Origin of the sequence: Streptomyces coeruleoprunus, from assembly GCF_039542925.1 — a bacterium.
In the GTDB taxonomy this organism is placed as follows: Bacteria; Actinomycetota; Actinomycetes; order Streptomycetales; family Streptomycetaceae; genus Streptomyces; species Streptomyces coeruleoprunus.
Map to the genome: position 1 here is coordinate 2,744,730 of NZ_BAABIT010000001.1, position 18,925 is coordinate 2,763,654.

The window sequence follows — 18,925 nt, forward strand, 5'->3', positions numbered from 1 at the left end:
AGGTCCGGAAAGCCTCCGAGGACGCTCCCGGAGAGCGTCCTCGGAGGCTTTTGTCACGCCGGGATGCCCGGTGCCGGGTGCGCGGCCATCAGCGCCGCGACCTCGGCCCTGATCAGCGCGAGCGCGTCCTCGTCGCCCTTCTGCGCCGCCCGCACGCCCCGGTCGATCCAGTCCGCGACGGCCCCCATGTGCTCGGTGGTGAGCCCGCGCGACGTGAGGGACGGGGTGCCGATCCGGACGCCGGACGGGTCGAAGGGCTTCCGCGGGTCGTAGGGAACCGTGTTGTAGTTCACGACGATCCCCGCCCGGTCGAGGGCCTTCGCCGCGACCTTGCCCGGCACGTCCTTGCCGGTGAGGTCCATGAGGATCAGGTGGTTGTCCGTGCCGCCCGAGACCAGGTCGAAGCCGCGGGCCAGCAGCTCTTCGGCGAGGGCCTGGGCGTTGGCGACGACGGCCCGCGCGTAGTCCTGGAACGACGGCTGGGCGGCCTCGTGCAGGGCGACCGCGATGGCGGCGGTGGTCTGGTTGTGCGGACCGCCCTGGAGGCCGGGGAAGACCGCCTTGTCGATGGCCTTGGCGTGTTCCTCGCGGCACATCAGCATGGCGCCGCGCGGGCCGCGCAGGGTCTTGTGGGTGGTGGTGGAGACCACGTCGGCGTACGGCACGGGCGACGGGTGGGCGCCGCCGGCGACGAGGCCGGCGATGTGCGCGATGTCGGCGACCAGGACGGCGCCGGCCTCCTCGGCGATCTCCGCGAACGCGGCGAAGTCGATGGTGCGGGGCAGCGCCGTGCCGCCGCAGAAGATGACCTTCGGGCGCTCCTTCAAGGCCAGGTCGCGGACCTGGTCGAAGTCGATGAGCCCGGTGTCCTGGCGTACGCCGTACTGGACGCCCCGGAACCAGGTGCCCGTGGCGGAGACGCCCCAGCCGTGCGTGAGGTGGCCGCCCATGGGCAGGGCCATGCCCATCACGGTGTCGCCCGGCTGGGCGAAGGCCAGGTAGACGGCGAGGTTCGCGGGGGAGCCCGAGTAGGGCTGGACGTTGGCGTGGTCGACGCCGAAGAGGTCCTTGGCGCGGCCCACGGCCAGGCGCTCGACCTGGTCGATGACCTGCTGGCCCTCGTAGTAGCGGCGGCCGGGGTAGCCCTCGCTGTACTTGTTCTGCAGGACCGTGCCGGCGGCCTCCAGCACGGCGGCGGACACGTAGTTCTCGCTGGGGATCAGGCGGAGCGTCTCGCCCTGGAGGCGCTCCTCGGCGCCGACGAGGGCGGCGAGCTCCGGGTCCGTGGCGGCGAGCGCGGGGTGGGTGGTCGTGGGGTCGGCGGTCATGGCGTCCTCCGGTGGGCAGCGCGTACAGGTCGTCTCTGCGTCTGCGAGGTGCCCAGGCGGGCGGCGCCCCGTGCGGTCTGCCGCGCACGGCTCCCCCGGGGTCGGTTCCCCGTACGCCAGTCGCCGTGCGTTGCCTTCACCCTATCCGTCGCGCCGCTCGCCAGGTTTCCTCGTCCGTATCGCGAGCGACGATAGAGACGACCGGCCGTACGACGACGAACGGAGACCCCGTGTCGAGAACGCAGGACGCGATCGCTTCCGCCGAGACGCACAGCGCGCACAACTACCATCCGCTGCCCGTGGTGGTCGCGACGGCGGAGGGCGCCTGGATGACCGATGTCGAGGGGCGCCGCTACCTCGACATGCTCGCCGGGTACTCGGCGCTCAACTTCGGGCACGGCAACCGCCGGCTCATCGACGCCGCGAAGGCCCAGCTCGACCGGGTGACGCTGACGTCCCGCGCGTTCCACCACGACCGGTTCGCCGAGTTCTGCGAGCGCCTCGCGGAGCTGTGCGGCATGGAGATGGTGCTGCCGATGAACACGGGCGCGGAGGCGGTGGAGACCGCCGTGAAGACGGCCCGCAAGTGGGGCTACCGGGTCAAGGGCGTCCCGGACGGCACCGCGAAGATCGTCGTGGCGGCGAACAACTTCCACGGCCGGACGACGACGATCGTCAGCTTCTCCACGGACCCGGAGGCGCGCGCGGACTACGGCCCGTACACGCCGGGCTTCGAGATCGTCCCGTACGGGGACCTCACGGCGCTCTCGGACGCGGTCACCGACAACACGGTGGCCGTGCTGCTGGAGCCGATCCAGGGCGAGGCGGGCGTGCTGGTGCCGCCGCCGGGCTATCTGCGGGGCGTGCGGGAGCTGACGCGCGAGCGGAACGTGCTGTTCGTCGCGGACGAGATCCAGTCGGGCCTGGGCCGTACGGGGAAGACCTTCGCATGCGAGCACGAGGGTGTCGTGCCGGACATGTACGTGCTGGGCAAGGCGCTGGGCGGCGGTGTGGTGCCGGTGTCGGCGGTGGTGTCGAGCAGAGCGGTGCTGGGGGTGCACCGGCCGGGCGAGCACGGGTCGACGTTCGGCGGGAACCCGCTGGCGTGCGCGGTGGCGCTGGAGGTGCTGGCGATGCTGCGGACGGGCGAGTTCCAGCAGCGGGCGGCGGAGCTGGGCGACCACCTGCACCACGAGCTGGGGCTGCTGGTCGGCGGCGGCGCCGTGGAGGCGGTGCGCGGGCGCGGGCTGTGGGCCGGCGTGGACATCGTGCCGTCCCGGGGCACGGGCCGGGAGATCTCGGAGAAGCTGATGGACCGGGGCGTCCTGGTGAAGGACACCCACGGCTCGACCATCCGGATCGCCCCGCCCCTGGTGATCAGCAAGGAGGACCTGGACTGGGGCCTGGACCAGCTGAGGGCGGTGCTGGCGGGCTGAGGACGGCGCTGGAGCCCCTGCCGGATGTGACGGAAGCCACCCGGCTGGGGCTACTGCGGCAGCATCGGTGGCATGAGCGGTAGGCGGACTATGAGCGCGTCCATCCCGCCCGTGTCCCATGGGTGTTGTCGCACATCACCGTCCACGACGTCACCCGGTCCTTCACCGACGACGCGGTCCGGCTCCTTCGGGAGGACGGGCTGCGCGGCCACACGTACGCCATCGACGCCGTGTTGGCGGCGATCGCTCGCCGTGTGCCGGGCCCCGTTTCCGTGCTCACCTCGGATCCGGAGGATCTGACGCCGCTCTGCGGCCCGGCCGTCACGATCATCAAGATCTGAGCCGGCCGTACGATCGGCCGGCTCAGCGGCTCACAGGATCACGTGCGGGAGGAAGCGGGCGTAGCCGTCCGTGACCAGGCCGTCCGATTCGCGGATGCCGAGCCCCGCCGCCTCGCCCTCGACGACCCACGCGCCGAGCACGACGCGGTTGCCGTCGAAGTCGGGCAGCGGGGCCAGCTGCTGGTAGCAGCACGGCTCGGGGCGGAGGGCCGGGGCGGCGCCGGGTTCGTGGACGGTGACGCCCGCGCCCTCGCGGCCCAGCAGCGGCTTGGCGACGTACCCGCCGGCGGCGGCCAGCTCGCGCGGGCCGTCCAGGTAGGCGGGGAGCAGGTTCGGGTGGCCCGGGTACAGCTCCCACAGGATCGCCAGGAGCGCCTTGTTGGAGAGCAGCATCTTCCAGGCGGGTTCGATCCAGCAGGTGCTGCCGGTGCCGCCGCCGTTGTCGAGCGTGTCGAGGACGTGCGGGCCGAACCGGTCCGTGACCAGCCACTCCCACGGGTAGAGCTTGAAGCAGCTGCGGATGAACCGCAGCCGGTCGTCGACGAACCGGCCCGTCAGCCGGTCCCAGCCGATCTGCTCCACGGACAGCGCCTCGGTGGCGAGGCCGGCCTGCTGGGCGGTCTCGCGCAGGTACGCGACCGTCATCAGGTCCTCGCCGATCTCGTCGCCCTCGGAGTGCACGAAGTGCACCGGGCCGGGCGGCAGGAGCGGCGCCTGCCGCTGCCAGGCGGCGACGAGGCGCTCGTGGAGCGAGTTCCACTGGTCGGCGCCCGGGAAGCGGTCCTCCATCCAGAACCACTGCGGGCTGGCCGCCTCCACGAGGGAGGTGGGGGTGTCCGCGTTGTACTCCAGCAGCTTCGCCGGGCCGCCCGTACCGTCGTAGCGCAGGTCGAACCGCCCGTAGACGGAGGGCAGTTCGGCGCGGCGGCGCCATGACTCGGCGACCAGGGCGGCGAGGCGCGGGTCGGTGATGCCGAGGTCGGCGAACCGGTCCCGCTCGACGATGTGCGCGGCGGCCGCGAGGCACATGGCGTGCAGCTCCTCGACGACCTCCTCCAGCGCCTCGACCTCGGGGAGGGTGAAGGAGTAGTAGGCGCTCTCGTCCCAGTAGGGGCGCAGCGAGCCGTCGGGGAAGCGGGTGAGCGGGTAGACACAGCCCTGCTCCTCGACGATGCGCTGCCAGTCGGGGCGGGGCTCGATGCTGTGGCGTTCCATGGCGGTGGGCGGTCCGGCTCAGCCGCCGCCGGAGCCGGAGCTGCCGAATCCGCCGCGTTCGACGGCGGACCTGTCGAAGCTGCCGTCCTCGGCCCTGCCGTCGCGGACGGACCCGCCGTAGTAGTACCCCGCGCCGCCGCTGCTGCCGCCGCCGCTGTCGTAGTCGCTGTCGTAGTCCCTGTCGTAGTCCCTGCTGGTGCCGTCGTGGCACTTGTAGGTCGGCAGGATCTCGCGCGTGACGCGGTCGACGCAGCGTTTGTCGGGCTCGTCGCTGCCGCAGGAGGTGAGAGTCAGCGCGAGGGCGCCCATGCCTCCCAGGACGACGTAACCGGACCTCAGTCTGCGCATGCCTGTGCTCCCCCGTATGAGCTCGAATGCGGCACAGACTAGACGACCGTCCGGACGCGGCCTAGGGAAGGGCCCGGCACAGGGCGTCCAGGGCGCCGCTCCAGGCGCTGTCAGTGGGTGTCGCGTACCCGACGACGAGCCCGTCGGGGCCGCGTGCGGCGTCCGGGTGGCGGAAGGCGTCGAGGCCCTGGAGCGCCAGGCCCTGGGTGGCGGCGGCGCGCAGGACGGACGCCTCGGTGCCGCGGGGCAGTTCGAGCACCGCGTGCAGTCCGGCGGCGATGCCGCCCACCCGGACGCTCGGCGCCCGCTCGGCGACGGCGGCGACGAGCTGGTCGCGGCGCCGGCGGTAGCGCAGCCGCATGTTCCGTACGTGCCGGTCGTACGCGCCGGACTCGATGAATTCGGCGAGGGTCAGCTGGTCCAGGGCGCTGGACACCCAGTCGACGTCGCCCTTGGCCATCAGCACGTCCTGGACCAGGTCGCGGGGCAGCACCATCCAGGCCAGGCGCAGGCCGGGGGCGAGGGACTTGCTGGCCGTGCCGAGGTACACGACGCGTTCGGGGTCGAGGCCCTGGACGGCGCCGACGGGCTGGCGGTCGTAGCGGAACTCGCCGTCGTAGTCGTCCTCCAGGACCAGTCCGCCGGTGGCGCGCGCCCAGTCGACGGCGGCGGCGCGCCGCTCCGGCCGCAGGGCGCCGCCCAGGGGGAACTGGTGGGCGGCGGTGAGCAGGACGGCGCCTGGCCTGCCGGTGCCGTGCGGCAGGGCCTCGGTGCGGGTGCCGTGCTCGTCGAGGGGCAGGGCGGGGGTGCGCAGCCCGGCCTCGTGGAGCAGCCGCCAGTGCACGTCGAGGCCGTACGACTCGACGGCGACGTCGCGGACGCGGCGCTCGCGCAGGACCTTCGCCATGAGCATCAGCCCGTGGGCGAAGCCGGAGCAGATGACGATCCGGCCGGGGTCGGCGTGGACGCCGCGGGAGCGGGCCAGGTACTCGGCGAGGACGGCGCGCAGCCGGGCGTTGCCGTGGGCCTCGCCGTAGCCGAACGCCTCGTGGGGCGCGGCGGTCAGGGCGCGGCGGGCTGCCTTGAGCCAGTCGGCGCGGGGGAAGGAGCCGAGGTCGGGGGTGCCCGGGTGGAGGGTGTGCAGGGGCTTTCCGGGGCGCGGGCGGGCCTGTTGCCAGGGGAGCGACGCCGGGGCGGGGGCGGGCCTGCGCGCGGTGGGTGTCGCACGGCGGGCGACGCGGGTGCCGGAGCCCTGCCGGGCGGTGAGCCAGCCCTCGGCGACCAGCTCGGCGTAGGCGTCGGCGACGGTGTTGCGGGCGACGCCCAGGTCGGCGGCGAGGGAGCGGGAGGACGGCAGGCGGGTGCCGGGCGCGAGGCGGCCGCTGCGCACGGCTTCGCGCAGGGCGTCCATCAGGCCGGCCCGGAGGCCGGGGCCGCGCAGCTCCAGGTGCAGGTCGGTGCCGGAAATGGCCCAGGAATCCGTCATGGAAGTGGACCATAGCGTCATGCCAACTCGGCCGTAGGTTGGGCGACATGACGAACACGACGCAGACCACCGCCCAGACCGCCGACCACGCCCCGGAGCACCCGGCCCGGATGAACATCGCCGAGCACGTCCCCGACGTCTACAAGGCCATGGTGCGGCTGGACGCGGCCGCCCACGAGGGCCTCGACCCGGTCCTGGTCGAGCTGGTCAAGATCCGCGCCTCGCAGCTCAACCACTGCGCCTTCTGCCTGGACATGCACACCAAGGACGCGCTGGCGGCCGGTGAGACGGTCGAGCGGATCGTCCAGCTGAGCGCCTGGCGGGAGTCGCGCCACTTCTACACCGAGAAGGAGGCGGCCGCGCTCGAACTGGCCGAGGCGATCACGGTGCTGACGGACGGCTTCGTGCCGGACGAGGTGTACGAGCGGGCCGCCAAGCACTTCGAGGAGGCGGAGCTGGCGCGGCTGATCTCGGCGGTGATCGTGATCAACGCGTGGAACCGGTTCGCCGTCACCTGCCGTTCGGTGCCGGGCCACTACACGCCGGGCCAGTACAAGGGCCTGAAGTGACGACGCCGGTCGAGGTCTTCCGCGCCCTGCACCACGGCAGGGCGCCGCAGGACCCGCTGGTCCTGCCGGGGCCGTGGGACGCGGCGAGCGCCCGGGTCTTCGAGGAGGCCGGGTTCCCGGCACTGGCGACGCCCTCCGCGGGGGTGGCGGCGTCGCTCGGGTACGAGGACGGCTCGACACCGGCGGACGAGATGTTCGCGGCGGTGACCCGGATCGTCCGCTCCGTCTCGGTCCCGGTCTCGGCGGACGTCGAGTCCGGCTACGGGCTGCCGCCGAAGGAACTGGTGGCCCGGGTCCTCGACGCGGGCGCCGTCGGCGTGAACCTGGAGGACAGCGAGGCGGGCGCCCTGAAGGACGCGGAGGCGCACGCGGCCTGGCTGGCGGAGGTACGGGCGGAGGCGGGCGACCGCCTGTTCGTGAACGCCCGGGTGGACACGTACGTCAGGGGCGTGCGGGACGCGGAGGAGACGATCCGCCGGGCCCGCCTGTACGTGGCGGCCGGCGCGGACGGCGTCTACCCGATCCTGGCCCCGCCGGACCACCTGCCGCGGCTGCGCGCGTCGATCGAGGCTCCCCTGAACGCCGTGTTCCACCCGGACGGCCCGTCCTTGACGGAGCTGGGCCGCCTGGGCGCCACCCGCATCACCTTCGGCCCGGGGCTGCTGCACCGGACGATGGGGGCGCTGCGGGGGGTGGCGGCGGAGCTGTGAGGCCCGGGGGCCGCGGGCGGTTCGGGCCACGGACCGAGAGCCAGCCCTCGCAGGGCGGAGCCGCTGCCGGGGCCCTTCCCCGCGGTGGTGTCAGCCGAGGCGCCACTGCTGGTTGCTGCCGCCGTTGCAGTCCCACAGTTCGACCAGTGCGCCGTTGGCGGTGGAGGCTCCGGTCACGTCCAGGCACAGGCCTGACTGGACGCCGGTGATGGTGCCGTTGGAGTTGATGTTCCACTGCTGGCTGGTGCCGCCGTTGCAGTCCCACAGCACGACTTTGGCACCGGTCGCGGTGCCGGCCGCGTCGAGGCACTTCGCACCGCCGTAGACGGTGAGCTGCTTGGCCGACGTCCTGGTCCAGGTCTGGTTCGGGCCGCCGTTGCAGTCCCAGATCTGCGTCTGGGTGCCGTTGGTCCGCGAAGCGCCGGGCACGTCCAGGCACTTGCCGGATCCGGTGGCGCGGATCGGACCTGTGGTGGCCCCGCCACCGGAGCCGTCGAGCCCGAAGAAGGTGATGGCGCGGGCCGCCATGCCGCTCTCGGGCAGGCTGTGCCCGACGCCCTGGAAGCTGTTCGCCTCGACCGGTGCCTGCGCGCCGGTGGAGCCGTAGCGGGTGCGGGTCCAGTTGGACTGCGGGGAGTCGGTGAAGACCGGGGTCTGGCCCACCCCGAGCACATTGGTCCACTGCTTGATCTCTTCACCGAAGTTCGCGTAGTACAGCGCGTCGTCCTCGGTACCGTGCCACAGCTGCATCCGCGGCCGGGGGCCGGTGTACCCCGGATAGGCGTTCCGGACGAGGTCGCCCCACTCCTGCGGGGTCTTGCTGATCTTGCCGGTGGCACAGGCGCTGTTCCAGCCGGAGCCGTCGGTGGTGGCGAAGCAGCCGAACGGCACTCCGCTGAACGCCGCCCCGGCCTTGAACAGGTCGGGGTACGCGCCGAGCATGACATTGGTCGTCATCGCGCCGGACGAGGCGCCGGTGACGTAGACCCGACTGGCGTCGGCGTTCATGTTCTGCAGGGTGTACCGGACCATCTGGGCGATGCTCGTGGGATCACTGCCCCCGTCATGCTTGAGCGCCTGGGGCGAGGAGACGTCGAAGCACTGCCCGCTGACGTTCGCGTCCGGGTAGACGACGATGAACCCGTGCTGGTCGGCCAGGCGGGCGAACTCCGTGTTGGAGTAGAAGGCCGGCCCCGTGCCGGTGCAGTAGTGCACTGCCACCACCACCGCCGGGCGTGCCGGAGTGTTGTCGGGCCTGTAGACGTACATCCGCAGGTTTCCGGGGTTGCTGCCGAAGTTGGTCACCTCGGTCAGTGACGCGGCCGACGCGGTGGTGGCCGAGGTGCCGGTCAGTACGAGCGCCGCGATCAGCGGCGAGATCGCCATCAGCAGGGCTACCAGTACATCCCTGACGCTTCTCTTCTTGGACTTCCGGGACATGACGCTGTCCTTTCTGGAATCCGGCGCGGCCGGGGCGATGACCGAGAGGTGAAGCGCTTCGACGCTCCCATCGCCCCGGATGTGGTGTCAATGCCTGCGCGTGAAGCGGGAAGCCAGGTCCGGTTGCCTTCATGCCTCTTGTTTCGCCGGAGAATCCCCACCGGCTCGAGGCGTCGGCTGAAGCGCTTCGACAGGGGGCCTCGCACCCCCGCTCAGCCGTCGCGCCGCTCCCCCAGCTCTTCCCGGTAATAGCCCCGTTGGTACGGGCTGAGTCCGCTGATGGCCAGTTGGCCGGCACCCCGGCAGATGGGGCAGACGCGGTACGTGGAGCATTCGGGGCACCTGGTCCGTCCCCGTGACTTGCTGGGCACCCAGCTGCGGCCGCCGCATGCCGGGCACCAGCCCAGTCCGTCGCACTCGTAGCACAGCACGTGTCCCGGCGTGAGGTTCTCCGGCGTGCACACCGGCTCCGGCCACTCGAACTCCTGCGGCTCGTACAGGGCCAGCGCCGGCGTCCGGCCCTCGAACCACACGATGGGCCAGTGGTCGCCCACACGGACGTCGATCCTGCAGCCGTCCCGGCGACCGGTCACCACGAGCCGGGCTCTTCCGCCCGCCTCCTCCCGCGATGCCGTGACGTCCCAGCCCGCCGCGCCGAGCAGGGCGGCCGCACGAGCGGCGATGTCGGCGGCGCCGACACCGGCGGGACGCCGCCCGTCGAACCCGGACGCGTACTGGTGGCGGAGCGGCTCGTGCCAGTCGACGACGCGCGGCTCGTCGAGGAACAGCAGGCGCAGGTCGCCGCCGGGGGTGAGGTCATCGATCAGTTCGGTCATCTGCTCGCGCAGTAATCGGCCCAGCCGGTCCAGCTCTTGACGTGCGCCCGGTATGGCGCCCATGGTGGCCCCCTTCGTGCCGGGCCTGGCACCGCCGCCCGGCCCTCGGCTCGGTCATGGGCATCCTAGGGGCCGTTTCCATGGCGCGGAGGAGGCGTGGAGGAGTACGTCGCGGCACCAGTATTGTGACGTGCGGTCCAAAACTCTGGTAGCGTGGCGACCATGGCGCGACCGAGGATGTTCGACGAGGACCGGGCCCTGGAAGCGGCGATGCGGACCTTCTGGGCCCATGGCTACGACGCCACCTCCACCCAGGACCTGTGCGGCGCCACCGGGCTGGGCCGTAGCAGCATCTACAACACCTTCAGCAGCAAGCACGACCTGTTCCGGCGGGCGCTCGCCCGGTACATGGACGAGAAGACGGGCGCCCAGGTGGAGTTGCTGGAGGACGGGACGCGGCCTGCCGTCGAGCGGATCCGGACCCTGTTCCGACTGGTCATCGACGACGAGGAGCCCGAGACCGGGTGCCTCACCGTCAATACGACCGTCGAGCTGGCCCGGCGCGATCCCGTGGTCGCCGCCGCCCTGGAGCGGGACCTCCAGCGGCGACTGGCCTCCTTCCGGGCCGTCATCGAGGCCGGGCGGCGCGACGGCGCGATCACCTCCGGGCGGGACACGGGCGACTTGGCGCGCTTCCTCAACGCCGTCATCGGCGGGATGCGCGTCTCCGCGCAGGGCGGCGCCGACCGCGCCGCCCTGGAGGCCATCGCCGAGACCGCCCTGGACGCGCTTGGCCGTTGAGAAATCCGTTGAGAAATCCCCCTGCCGCCGGGGGATTTTTGTTGGGCTTGTTTTGTACTGATCTTTCCAGAACCCCTGACATCGAAAGGTGGGCTTCTCCGTGCCCCCAGCCGTGTACCTCCTCGCCGTCGGCGTCTTCGCCATGGTCACCAGCGAGTTCGCCGTCGCCGGGCTCATGCCGCAGATGGCCGACGGACTCTCGGTGAGCATTTCGGAGATCGGGTATCTGATCACGGCCTACTCCGCCGCCATGGCTCTTGGCGGTCCTCTGCTGACCGCCCTTCTCATGAAGGTCCGGCCCAAGGCCGGGCTCATGGTCGTCTTCGCCGTCTTCCTCGCCGGGAACGTCGCCGCCTCCCTCGCCCCCGGCTACGGCACCATGGTCGCCGCCCGGATCGTCACCGGTGTCGCAGCCCAGGCGTTCTTCGGGATCGCCCTCGCGCTGTGCGCCCGGCTCACGCGGCCCGAGGTCCGGGGCCGGGCCGTCGCCGTCACCATGAACGGGCTGATGCTGGGCACGCTCCTGGGACTTCCCCTGTCCACGCTCGTCGGCGAACACCTCGGCTGGCGCGCCGCCTTCTGGGCCATCTCCGGTGTCACGGCCCTCGCCGCGCTCTGCACCGCCGCCTTCGTGCCCTCCCCGGGCCGTGCCGACGAGGGCGGGGACATGCGCGAGGAGCTGGGCGTCCTGCGCCGGCCCCGGCTGCTGCTCGCCTTCGCCACCAGCACGCTGATCATCGGGGCCACCTTCTCGGCGTTCAGCTTCCTCTCCCCGATCCTCACCGGGGTCAGCGGCTTCTCCAGCGGCTCCGTGCCCCTGCTGCTCATCGCCTACGGCGCCGCCACCGTCGTCGGCAACACCGTCGTCGGCCGGCTCGCGGACCGGTACACCGTGTCCGTGCTGGGGTGGGGGCTCGCCCTCAACGCCCTGTTCCTGGCGGGGTTCGCGCTCCTCGCCGACGTGCCCGTCGCCGCCCTCGTGTTCATGATGGGCATCGGGCTCGTCGGGGTGACCATGAACCCGGCGATGATCACGCGCGTGCAGCGCATCGGCAACGCCGGGCCCCTGGTCAACTCCGTCCACGCCTCCTTCATCACCCTCGGAGTGGTGATCGGCTCCGCCGGCGGTGGCGCCGCGCTGGAGCGGTTCGGGCTGCTCGCGCCCGTGTGGCTGGGTGTGGGCCTCGCTCTGCTGGGGCTGGTCAGCCTGGTGCCGGAGCGGCGGCACCAGGCTGAGGTCCCCGTCGCTAGCGGGACTTCGGCGGAAGCCACTGCCGCCATGTCGGCTCGTTAGCCTTCACCCACTTCTCGGCGGCCGCCTCCGGCGACAGCTTCTCCTCGGCGATCATCAGGGCGACCTCGTTCTGGTCCTCGGTCGTCCAGCGGAAGTTCTTCAGGAAGGCGGCCGCCTCCCCGCCCGTCCGCGCGAAGCCCGCGTTCAGGTACTTCTGGAGCGGGGTGTGCGGATACGCGCACGCCACCTTCGCCGGGTCGGCGTCGCAGCCCTCCTTGTACGCGGGCAGCTTCACCTCCGTCATCGGCACCTTCTCGAACAGCCACTGCGGCTTGTACCAGTACGTGAGGAACGGCTTGCGCTGCTTCGCGAACTGCCTGATCTGGGTGATCTGCGCCGCCTCCGAGCCCGCGAACACGACCTGGAGGTCCAGGCCCAGGTTCTTCACCAGCGCCTTGTCGTTGGTGATGTACGACGGGGAGCCGTCGAGGAGCTGGCCCTTGCCGCCGCTCTCGGCCGTACGCAGCTGGGACGCGTACTTGTTCAGGTTCTTCCAGTCGGTGACGTCCGGGTGCTGCTTCGCGAAGTACGTGGGGACGAACCAGCCGATGTGGCCGGTCACTCCGAGGTCCCCGCCGCGCGCGATGGTGCCCTTGTCGTCGACGTACCGCTTCTCCTGCTCCGGGTGGCCCCAGTCCTCCAGGATGGCGTCCACGCGGCCCTGGCTGAGCGCGTCCCACGCGGGGACCTCGTCCACCTGGACCGTGTCCACGCGGTAGTCCAGCTCGTGCTCCAGCAGGTACTTCGCGACGGCGACGTTCGCCTGCGCGCCCACCCAGGACTGGACCGACAGGGTGACCGTCCGGGCGTCGCGCACGGCGGCGAACGGCGAGGCCTGCCGCGTCATGTCGGCCGCCCCGCAGCCCGTGAGGGCCAGCAGGGAGCCCGTGACCGTCAGGGCGGCCGCGAGACGGATGGTGCGCTTACGACTGATGGGCCTCATCTCAGGCCCCCTTTCCGGCAGTTCGTCGTTCCGTCGGCTGGGTCACGCGGTCCAGGACCAGGCCCAGGCAGACGATCGCCGCGCCCGCCACCAGGCCGGTCGCCAGATCGCCCTGCGCGAGGCCGTAGACCACCTCGTAGCCGAGCGCCCCGCCGCCGACGAGGCCGCCGATGATGACGACCGCGAGGACGAGCACCACGCCCTGGTTCACCGCGAGCAGCAGCGCCGGGCGGGCGAGCGGCAGCTGCACCTGGCGCAGCTGCTGGAGCCCGGTGGCGCCCAGGGACCGCGCCGACTCCAGCGCGACCGGGTCCACGCCCCGCAGGCCCTGCGTGGTGATGCGGACGACGGCGGGCAGCGCGTACACCACGGCGGCGGCCACCGCCGGGGCGCGGCCCACGCCGAACAGCGCGACCACGGGGATCAGGTACACGAACTGCGGCAGCGTCTGGAACACGTCCAGCACCGGCCGCAGCAGCCGCTCGACGCGGGCGCTGCGCGCGGCGGCGACCGCGACGGCGAAGCCCAGGGCGAGCGTGACGGCCACGGCGGCCAGCACCTGCGACAGCGTGTCCAGGGACGCGTCCCACACGCCGAGCCCGCCGATCGCCGCCATCGCGAGGACGGCCGTCAGCGCCGTACGCCACGTCCCGACGGCCAGGGCGAGCACACCCACCAGGAGCAGGACGCCCCACCAGGGCAGCGCCTGGAGCCCGGCCCGCACCGGGTCGAGGACCCAGGTGGTGAACCGGCCGGCCCAGTCGGCGGTGCCGCCGACGACGGGCACGCCCGAGTACAGGTGGGCGGTCATCCACTCGACGGCCCGGTTCACGGGCGCCGTGATGTCGACGTGCCACGCCTCGGGCCACAGGGTGCGGCCGGCGAGCCGTCCGGTGAGGGCCACGAGCAGGGTCACGGCGAGGGCGACGACCCAGCCGCGCGCCCCGCGGAGCAGGCCGCCGCGGGCGGCGCGGGCGCCCGCCCCGGAGACCGTACGGTCCAGGACGACCGCGAGGAGCACGATCGGCAGGCCCGCCGCGAGGGCCGCGCCCACGTCGACGGAGGCGAGCGCCTGGTAGACGCGGTCGCCGAGGCCGGCGGCGCCGATCACGGAGGCGATGACCGCCATGGACAGCGCCATCATGATGGCCTGGTTGACGCCCAGCAGCAGCTGCTCGCGCGCCAGCGGCAGGCGGGCCGTCAGAAGCCGCTGCGGTGCGGTGGCGCCCAGCGAGGCGGACGCCTCCAGGACGCCCTTGTCGGCGCCGCGCAGGCCGAGCGCGGTGAGCCGGGCCATGGGCGGGGCCGCGTACACGACGGTCGCGAGGACCGCCGCGGGCACGCCGATGCCGAAGACCAGCACCACGGGCAGCAGGTACGCGAACGCGGGCAGCACCTGCATGGTGTCGAGCACCGGCCGCAGCGCCCGGTACGTACGGTCCGACAGGCCCGCGGCGAGGCCGAGCAGGCCGCCGAGCGCGACGGACGCCACGACGGCGACCACCATGAGCGCGAGCGTCTGCATGGTCGGCACCCACATGCCGAGCAGCCCGCACACGGCGAGCGCGACGACGGCGGTGACCGCGGGCCGGATCCCGGCGACGCGCCAGGCGACCAGGCCGGCGGCCGCGGTGACGCCCGCCCAGCCGGCGCCCAGGAGAACCAGGTAGACGGCGCGGACCGACAGCACGACGGCGTTGCTGACGTGGCCGAAGAAGTACAGGAACAGCGGGTGGCCGTCCCGGTTGTCGATGATCCAGTCGCCGGCGGCGCCCAGCGGCTCCGACAGGTCGACGGTGAACGCCGCGGGCCAGCCGCCCTCGGCGAGGAGCGCGCCGGCCACCAGGACCAGCAGCAGCGCGACGACGCCGAGCGGCCGCAGCAGGCGGGCCGGGCGCACGGTGGCGGGCGCGGCGGCCGGCGCGGGCGTGGACGACGACGGGGACGTGGGCGGGGTCGGGGACGGGGGCGTGGGGGTGGTGACGGCCGCGGTCATGCCGCCGCCTTCCCCGCGCCGACCCCGGCGACGACCGACAACAGTCCCTCGTGGTCGACCACGCCCACGCAGCGGCCGGCGTCCACGACCCGTACGGGGCCGCCGCTGCGGGCGACGGCCTCGATGGCCTCGGAGACGGTGGCTCCCGGGGCGACGGCGGGCCCGGAGTCGGCGTCGCCGTCGCGCAGCGGCCGCATGGCGGTCCGTACGGTCATGACCTGCTCGCGCGGCACGTCCCGGACGAAGTCGCGTACGTAGTCGTCGGCGGGCGAGCCGACGATCTCCTCGGGCGTGCCGAGCTGGACGACGCGGCCGTCGCGCATGAGGGCGATCCGGTCGCCGAGGCGCAGCGCCTCGCTGAGGTCGTGGGTGATGAAGACCATGGTGCGGCCCTCCTCGCGGTGCAGGCGGACGACCTCCTCCTGCATGTCGCGGCGGATGAGCGGGTCGAGCGCGCTGAACGGCTCGTCGAACAGCAGCACCTCGGGGTCGACGGCGAGGGCGCGGGCCAGGCCGACGCGCTGCTGCTGGCCGCCGGAGAGCTGGCCGGGCCTGCGGTCCTCCAGGCCCTCCAGGCCGACCTTGGCGACGAACGCGGCGGCCCTCTCACGGCGTTCCGCCTTGGCGACGCCCTGGATCTCCAGCCCGTACGCCACGTTGTCGAGGACCGTGCGGTGCGGCAGGAGGCCGAAGTGCTGGAACACCATGGCGGCGCGGTGGCGGCGCAGTTCCCGCAGCCGGGCCTTGTCCATGGCCGTGATGTCCTCGCCGTCGATGGCGATCGAGCCGGCGGTCGGCTCGATGAGCCGGGTCAGGCAGCGCACGAGGGTCGACTTGCCGGAGCCGGACAGGCCCATGACGACGAAGACCTCGCCGCGGCGGACGTCGAAGGAGACGTCCCGGACGGCGGCGGTGCAGCCCGTGCGCTCACGCAGCGCGGCGGGCTCCAGCGCGGCCAGGTCCGCGGCCTCGGGGACGCGGTCGGCGCCGGGGCCGAAGACCTTCCACAGGCCCTCGACGGAGAAGACGGGAGCGGTCCCGGCCTCGGCGGAGGTGGTCTCGGTCTTCACACCGGTGGTCTCGTGGGTACTGCTCATCGGGTCTCACCTTCCAGCAGGTCCGCGGCCTTCTCCCCGACCATGAGCACGGCCACCATCGGGTTCACGGCCGTCATGGTCGGGAACACCGACGCGTCGGCGATCCGTATGCCGTCCAAGCCGCGCACCCTCAGGTCGGGTGCCACGACGGCCAGTTCGTCGTCGGCGGCGCCCATGCGGCAGGTGCCGGCCGGGTGGTACACGGTGTGGGCGACGCGGCGGGCGTACGCGCTCAGCTCCTCGTCGCCGGTGACCTCGGGGCCGGGGCAGACCTCCCGCTTGAGCCAGCCGGCCAGCGGCTCGGCCTTGGCGATCTCGCGGGCCAGACGGATGCCGTCGACGAGGGTGCGCGCGTCGTAGTCGTCCTCGTCCGTGAAGTAGCGGAAGTCGAGGGCGGGCTTCACGGACGGGTCGGCGCTGGTCAGGTGGAGCCGGCCGCGGCTGCGCGGCTTGGGGATGTTCGGCGTCATCGACACGCCGTGCGCGGGCCGCTCGTAGCCCAGCCGCTCCGGGTTGTCCGTGAACGGCACCTGGTAGAAGTGGAACATCAGGTCGGGGTAGGGGACTTCGGGGTCGCGGCGGACGAACAGGCCGGCGTCGCTGTCCATCGCCGAGTTGTCCGGGATGGGCCCGTGGGTCTCCCAGACGATCACCGACTCGGGGTGGTCGAGCAGGTTCTCGCCGACGCCCGGCAGGTCGTGGACGACGGGGATGCCGAGGGCCTCCAGGTCGCTCTTGGGGCCGATGCCGGAGTGCAGCAGCAGCCGGGGCGTGTCGACGGCGCCCGCGCAGACGATCACCTCGCGGCGCGCCTCGATCAGCTCCTCGGTGCCGTCGGCGCGGCGGACGTGGACGCCGCGGGCCCGGGTGCCGTCGAGCTCCAGCCGGTACGCCCAGGTCTCCAGCAGCAGGTGGAGGTTGGGGCGCTCGTCCATCACCGGGTGGAGGTAGGCGACGGAGGCGGAGGAGCGCTTGTTGTCCTCGGGGTGGTAGGCGAGGTCGAAGAAGCCGACGCCCTCGTGGAAGGGCTTGCGGTTGAAGCCCTCGACGCGGGGCACACCGAGCGCGGCTTGCGCGGCGTCGACGAAATCGCGGGCGATGGCGTTCCGGTCCTTCTCGTCGACCGGGACGATGTTGTTGAGGAGCCTGTCGTAGTACGGGTCCATGGCGGCGGCGTGCCAGCCCTCGGCCCCGGCCTCGGCCCACTCGTCCCAGTCGGACGGCAGCGGCTTGAAGGAGATCAGGGTGTTGTGGGAGGAGCAGCCGCCGAGCACGCGGGCGCGGCTGTGCCGGATGTGCGAGTTGCCGCGCGGCTGCGGGGTGGTGGGGTAGTCGTAGTCGAGGTCGCCGCCGAGGAGGCCCATCCAGCGGCGCAGGGTGAGCACGTCGGGGCGGTCGCGGTCGCTGGGGCCGCCCTCGATGACGGCGACGGTGACGCCGGGGTCGGTGGTGAGGCGGTGGGCGATGACGGAGCCGGCGGTGCCGCCGCCGACGACGACGTAGTCGTACACGGTGTCGGTGTCCTGGATCGGGTGGGGGGTGGGGGTGTTCATGAGGGGTTCCCTGCTCGTGGCCGGCACGGGTCAGCCGGCGAACCAGCGCACGGGGCGCGGGGCGAGGTTCTGGTAGACGTGCTTGGTCTCGCGGTACTCGGCGAGCCCGGACGGGCCCAGTTCGCGGCCGATGCCGCTCCTGCCGAAGCCGCCCCACTCCGCCTGCGGCAGGTAGGGGTGGAAGTCGTTGATCCAGACGGTGCCGTGGCGCAGCCGGCCGGCGACGCGGCGGGCGCGGCCGGGGTCGGCGGACCACACGGCGCCGGCGAGCCCGTACTCGGTGTCGTTGGCGAGGGCGACGGCCTCGTCCTCGGTGCGGAACGTCTCGACGGTGAGGACCGGGCCGAAGACCTCCTCGCGGACCACGCGCATGGAGCGGTGGCAGCGGTCGAGGACGGTGGGCCGGTAGAACCAGCCGGGCCCGTCGGGGCGTTCGCCGCCGGCGCGCAGCACGGCGCCCTCGGCGAGGGCGGAGGCGACGTAGTCCTCGGTACGGGCGAGCTGCTGCGCGGAGACGAGGGGGCCGCACTCGACGCCGGGTTCGGTGCCGCGGCCCAGGCGGATCCTCTCGGCGCGGCGGGCGAGTTCGGCGACGAACCGCTCGCGCAGGGACTCCTCGACGATGAGGCGGGAGCCGGCGGAGCAGACCTGGCCGCTGTGGATGAACGCGGCGTTGAGGGCCTGGTCGACGGCGGTGTCGAAGCCCTCGTCGGTGGTGCAGGCGTCGGCGAAGACCACGTTGGGGTTCTTGCCGCCGAGTTCGAGGGCGACCTTCTTGACGGTGCCGGCGGCGGCGCGCATCACCTTCGTACCGCTGGCGACGCCGCCGGTGAAGGAGACCAGGTCGACGTCGGGGTGCTCGGCCATGCGGGCGCCGACGGGGTCGCCGGGGCCGGTGACGAGATTGGCGACTCCGGCGGGGAGTCCGGCCTCGGTGAGGAGCCGGATCAGGGCGACCGTGGAGAGCGGGGTGATCTCGCTCGGCTTGACGACGAAGGTGTTGCCCGCGGCGAGGGCCGGGGCGATCTTCCAGCTGGCCTGCAGCAGCGGGTAGTTCCAGGGCGTGATGAGGGCGCAGACGCCGACGGGTTCGTGGACGACCACGCTGTGGACGTCCGGCGTTCCGGCGTCGACGACCCGGCCGCCGCTCTCGTGGACGACGAGGTCGGCGAAGTAGCGGAAGGCGTCGGTGACGCAGTCGACGTCGACGCGGCCCTCTTCCAGGGTCTTGCCCGCGTCGCGGCTCTCCAGCAGGGCGAGCGTCTCGCGGTCGCGCTGGAGCAGGTCGGCGACCCGGCGCAGCAGCGCCGCCCGTTCGGCGACCGGGGTGCGGGGCCACTCCCCCTGCGCCCCGTCGAAGGCCGTGCGGGCGGCGGCGATCGCGGCGTCGACGTCCTCGGCCCCGCCTTCGGCCACGACGGCGAAGGCCGTGGCGTCGGCGGGGTCGAGGATGTCTCGGGTGGCTCCGGAGGTGGCGCTGCGCCACTCCCCGGCCACGTGGATGGTCTGTTTGTCGTGTTCCGACACGTCGC

The 18,925-nt window shown here is 72.8% G+C and carries 17 protein-coding genes and 1 riboswitch; of the genes, 6 read left to right on the forward strand and 11 right to left on the reverse strand.

Features of this window, described 5'->3' with window-relative positions; all coding sequences use genetic code 11:
- Nucleotides 1-53: 53 nt before the first annotated feature.
- Nucleotides 54-1,328, reverse strand: a complete 1,275-nt coding sequence (locus ABEB09_RS11820) for a serine hydroxymethyltransferase (RefSeq protein ID WP_345689852.1) — start codon at nucleotides 1,326-1,328, stop codon at nucleotides 54-56.
- A gap of 43 nt (nucleotides 1,329-1,371) precedes the next feature.
- Nucleotides 1,372-1,462, reverse strand: a riboswitch (ZMP/ZTP riboswitch).
- Between the two features lie 96 nt (nucleotides 1,463-1,558).
- Here ABEB09_RS11820 and rocD point away from each other — a divergent pair.
- The gene (gene rocD, locus ABEB09_RS11825) at nucleotides 1,559-2,764 is read left to right on the forward strand and encodes an ornithine--oxo-acid transaminase (RefSeq protein WP_345689853.1); all 1,206 of its coding nucleotides are present in this window, start codon (nucleotides 1,559-1,561) and stop codon (nucleotides 2,762-2,764) included.
- 122 nt (nucleotides 2,765-2,886) lie between these two features.
- Complete coding sequence (locus ABEB09_RS11830; RefSeq protein WP_345689854.1) at nucleotides 2,887-3,105, forward strand: hypothetical protein; 219 nt, start codon at nucleotides 2,887-2,889, stop codon at nucleotides 3,103-3,105.
- A gap of 30 nt (nucleotides 3,106-3,135) precedes the next feature.
- Here ABEB09_RS11830 and ABEB09_RS11835 read toward each other — a convergent pair whose 3' ends face one another.
- From ABEB09_RS11835 to pdxR, 3 genes are all read right to left on the reverse strand, one after another.
- Entirely contained in the window at nucleotides 3,136-4,320 is a 1,185-nt protein-coding gene (locus ABEB09_RS11835) for a glutathionylspermidine synthase family protein (RefSeq protein WP_345689855.1), read from the reverse strand.
- An 18-nt stretch (nucleotides 4,321-4,338) separates the two neighbouring features.
- A complete protein-coding gene (locus tag ABEB09_RS11840) occupies nucleotides 4,339-4,668 on the reverse strand; it encodes a hypothetical protein (protein WP_345689856.1) in 330 nt (109 codons plus the stop codon).
- A gap of 61 nt (nucleotides 4,669-4,729) precedes the next feature.
- Nucleotides 4,730-6,154 carry a MocR-like pyridoxine biosynthesis transcription factor PdxR gene (pdxR, locus tag ABEB09_RS11845; protein WP_345689857.1) on the reverse strand — a complete coding sequence of 475 codons (1,425 nt, stop codon included), beginning with the start codon at nucleotides 6,152-6,154 and terminating at the stop codon, nucleotides 4,730-4,732.
- A 47-nt stretch (nucleotides 6,155-6,201) separates the two neighbouring features.
- On the opposite strand from pdxR, the gene ABEB09_RS11850 reads away from it, so the two are divergent.
- The gene (locus ABEB09_RS11850) at nucleotides 6,202-6,723 is read left to right on the forward strand and encodes a carboxymuconolactone decarboxylase family protein (RefSeq protein WP_345689858.1); all 522 of its coding nucleotides are present in this window, start codon (nucleotides 6,202-6,204) and stop codon (nucleotides 6,721-6,723) included.
- Nucleotides 6,720-7,433 carry an isocitrate lyase/PEP mutase family protein gene (locus ABEB09_RS11855; RefSeq protein WP_345689859.1) on the forward strand — a complete coding sequence of 238 codons (714 nt, stop codon included), beginning with the start codon at nucleotides 6,720-6,722 and terminating at the stop codon, nucleotides 7,431-7,433. Before ABEB09_RS11850 ends, ABEB09_RS11855 begins: the two co-directional genes overlap by 4 nt.
- A 90-nt stretch (nucleotides 7,434-7,523) precedes the next feature.
- On the opposite strand, the gene ABEB09_RS11860 is transcribed toward ABEB09_RS11855, so the two are convergent.
- Both ABEB09_RS11860 and ABEB09_RS11865 read right to left on the reverse strand, forming a co-directional pair.
- Nucleotides 7,524-8,873, reverse strand: coding sequence for an extracellular catalytic domain type 1 short-chain-length polyhydroxyalkanoate depolymerase (locus ABEB09_RS11860; protein WP_345689860.1), 1,350 nt, complete (start codon nucleotides 8,871-8,873; stop codon nucleotides 7,524-7,526).
- A 212-nt stretch (nucleotides 8,874-9,085) separates the two neighbouring features.
- Nucleotides 9,086-9,772, reverse strand: coding sequence for a hypothetical protein (locus ABEB09_RS11865; RefSeq protein ID WP_345689861.1), 687 nt, complete (start codon nucleotides 9,770-9,772; stop codon nucleotides 9,086-9,088).
- Nucleotides 9,773-9,931: 159 nt separating this feature from the next.
- Between ABEB09_RS11865 and ABEB09_RS11870 the strand changes: the two genes are divergently transcribed.
- Together ABEB09_RS11870 and ABEB09_RS11875 are read left to right on the forward strand one after the other, a co-directional pair.
- Nucleotides 9,932-10,510, forward strand: a complete 579-nt coding sequence (locus ABEB09_RS11870) for a TetR/AcrR family transcriptional regulator (RefSeq protein ID WP_345689862.1) — start codon at nucleotides 9,932-9,934, stop codon at nucleotides 10,508-10,510.
- Between the two features lie 100 nt (nucleotides 10,511-10,610).
- The gene (locus tag ABEB09_RS11875) at nucleotides 10,611-11,804 is read left to right on the forward strand and encodes an MFS transporter (RefSeq protein ID WP_345689863.1); all 1,194 of its coding nucleotides are present in this window, start codon (nucleotides 10,611-10,613) and stop codon (nucleotides 11,802-11,804) included.
- Here ABEB09_RS11875 and ABEB09_RS11880 read toward each other — a convergent pair.
- Genes ABEB09_RS11880 through ABEB09_RS11900 form a run of 5 tightly spaced genes read right to left on the reverse strand, consistent with a single transcriptional unit; the run spans nucleotide 11,758 to nucleotide 18,920 of the window.
- Nucleotides 11,758-12,747, reverse strand: a complete 990-nt coding sequence (locus ABEB09_RS11880) for an ABC transporter substrate-binding protein (protein WP_345689864.1) — start codon at nucleotides 12,745-12,747, stop codon at nucleotides 11,758-11,760. The two genes, ABEB09_RS11875 and ABEB09_RS11880, sit on opposite strands and share 47 nt — an antisense overlap.
- Nucleotide 12,748: 1 nt before the next feature.
- Nucleotides 12,749-14,743 carry an ABC transporter permease subunit gene (locus ABEB09_RS11885; RefSeq protein ID WP_345689865.1) on the reverse strand — a complete coding sequence of 665 codons (1,995 nt, stop codon included), beginning with the start codon at nucleotides 14,741-14,743 and terminating at the stop codon, nucleotides 12,749-12,751.
- Nucleotides 14,740-15,840: a quaternary amine ABC transporter ATP-binding protein gene (locus tag ABEB09_RS11890; protein ID WP_345689866.1), complete on the reverse strand. Its 1,101-nt coding sequence runs from the start codon at nucleotides 15,838-15,840 to the stop codon at nucleotides 14,740-14,742. The genes ABEB09_RS11885 and ABEB09_RS11890 overlap by 4 nt, the downstream gene beginning before the upstream one ends.
- A complete protein-coding gene (locus tag ABEB09_RS11895; protein ID WP_345689867.1) occupies nucleotides 15,837-17,393 on the reverse strand; it encodes a GMC family oxidoreductase in 1,557 nt (518 codons plus the stop codon). Before ABEB09_RS11895 ends, ABEB09_RS11890 begins: the two co-directional genes overlap by 4 nt.
- Before the next feature lie 30 nt (nucleotides 17,394-17,423).
- On the reverse strand, nucleotides 17,424-18,920 hold the full coding sequence (locus ABEB09_RS11900; protein WP_345689868.1) for an aldehyde dehydrogenase family protein: 1,497 nt from the start codon (nucleotides 18,918-18,920) through the stop codon (nucleotides 17,424-17,426).
- Nucleotides 18,921-18,925: the final 5 nt, after the last annotated feature.

Bases quoted from the DNA above. Each gene is read 5' to 3' on its own strand.
- ABEB09_RS11860 (WP_345689860.1), bottom strand. From the start codon at position 8,873: ATGTCCCGGAAGTCCAAGAAGAGAAGCGTCAGGGATGTACTGGTAGCC.
- ABEB09_RS11835 (WP_345689855.1), bottom strand. From the start codon at position 4,320: ATGGAACGCCACAGCATCGAGCCCCGCCCCGACTGGCAGCGCATCGTC.
- ABEB09_RS11850 (WP_345689858.1), top strand. From the start codon at position 6,202: ATGACGAACACGACGCAGACCACCGCCCAGACCGCCGACCACGCCCCG.
- ABEB09_RS11890 (WP_345689866.1), bottom strand. From the start codon at position 15,840: ATGAGCAGTACCCACGAGACCACCGGTGTGAAGACCGAGACCACCTCC.
- ABEB09_RS11870 (WP_345689862.1), top strand. From the start codon at position 9,932: ATGGCGCGACCGAGGATGTTCGACGAGGACCGGGCCCTGGAAGCGGCG.
- ABEB09_RS11840 (WP_345689856.1), bottom strand. From the start codon at position 4,668: ATGCGCAGACTGAGGTCCGGTTACGTCGTCCTGGGAGGCATGGGCGCC.
- ABEB09_RS11885 (WP_345689865.1), bottom strand. From the start codon at position 14,743: ATGACCGCGGCCGTCACCACCCCCACGCCCCCGTCCCCGACCCCGCCC.
- ABEB09_RS11820 (WP_345689852.1), bottom strand. From the start codon at position 1,328: ATGACCGCCGACCCCACGACCACCCACCCCGCGCTCGCCGCCACGGAC.
- pdxR (WP_345689857.1), bottom strand. From the start codon at position 6,154: ATGACGGATTCCTGGGCCATTTCCGGCACCGACCTGCACCTGGAGCTG.
- ABEB09_RS11880 (WP_345689864.1), bottom strand. From the start codon at position 12,747: ATGAGGCCCATCAGTCGTAAGCGCACCATCCGTCTCGCGGCCGCCCTG.
- ABEB09_RS11865 (WP_345689861.1), bottom strand. From the start codon at position 9,772: ATGGGCGCCATACCGGGCGCACGTCAAGAGCTGGACCGGCTGGGCCGA.
- ABEB09_RS11895 (WP_345689867.1), bottom strand. From the start codon at position 17,393: ATGAACACCCCCACCCCCCACCCGATCCAGGACACCGACACCGTGTAC.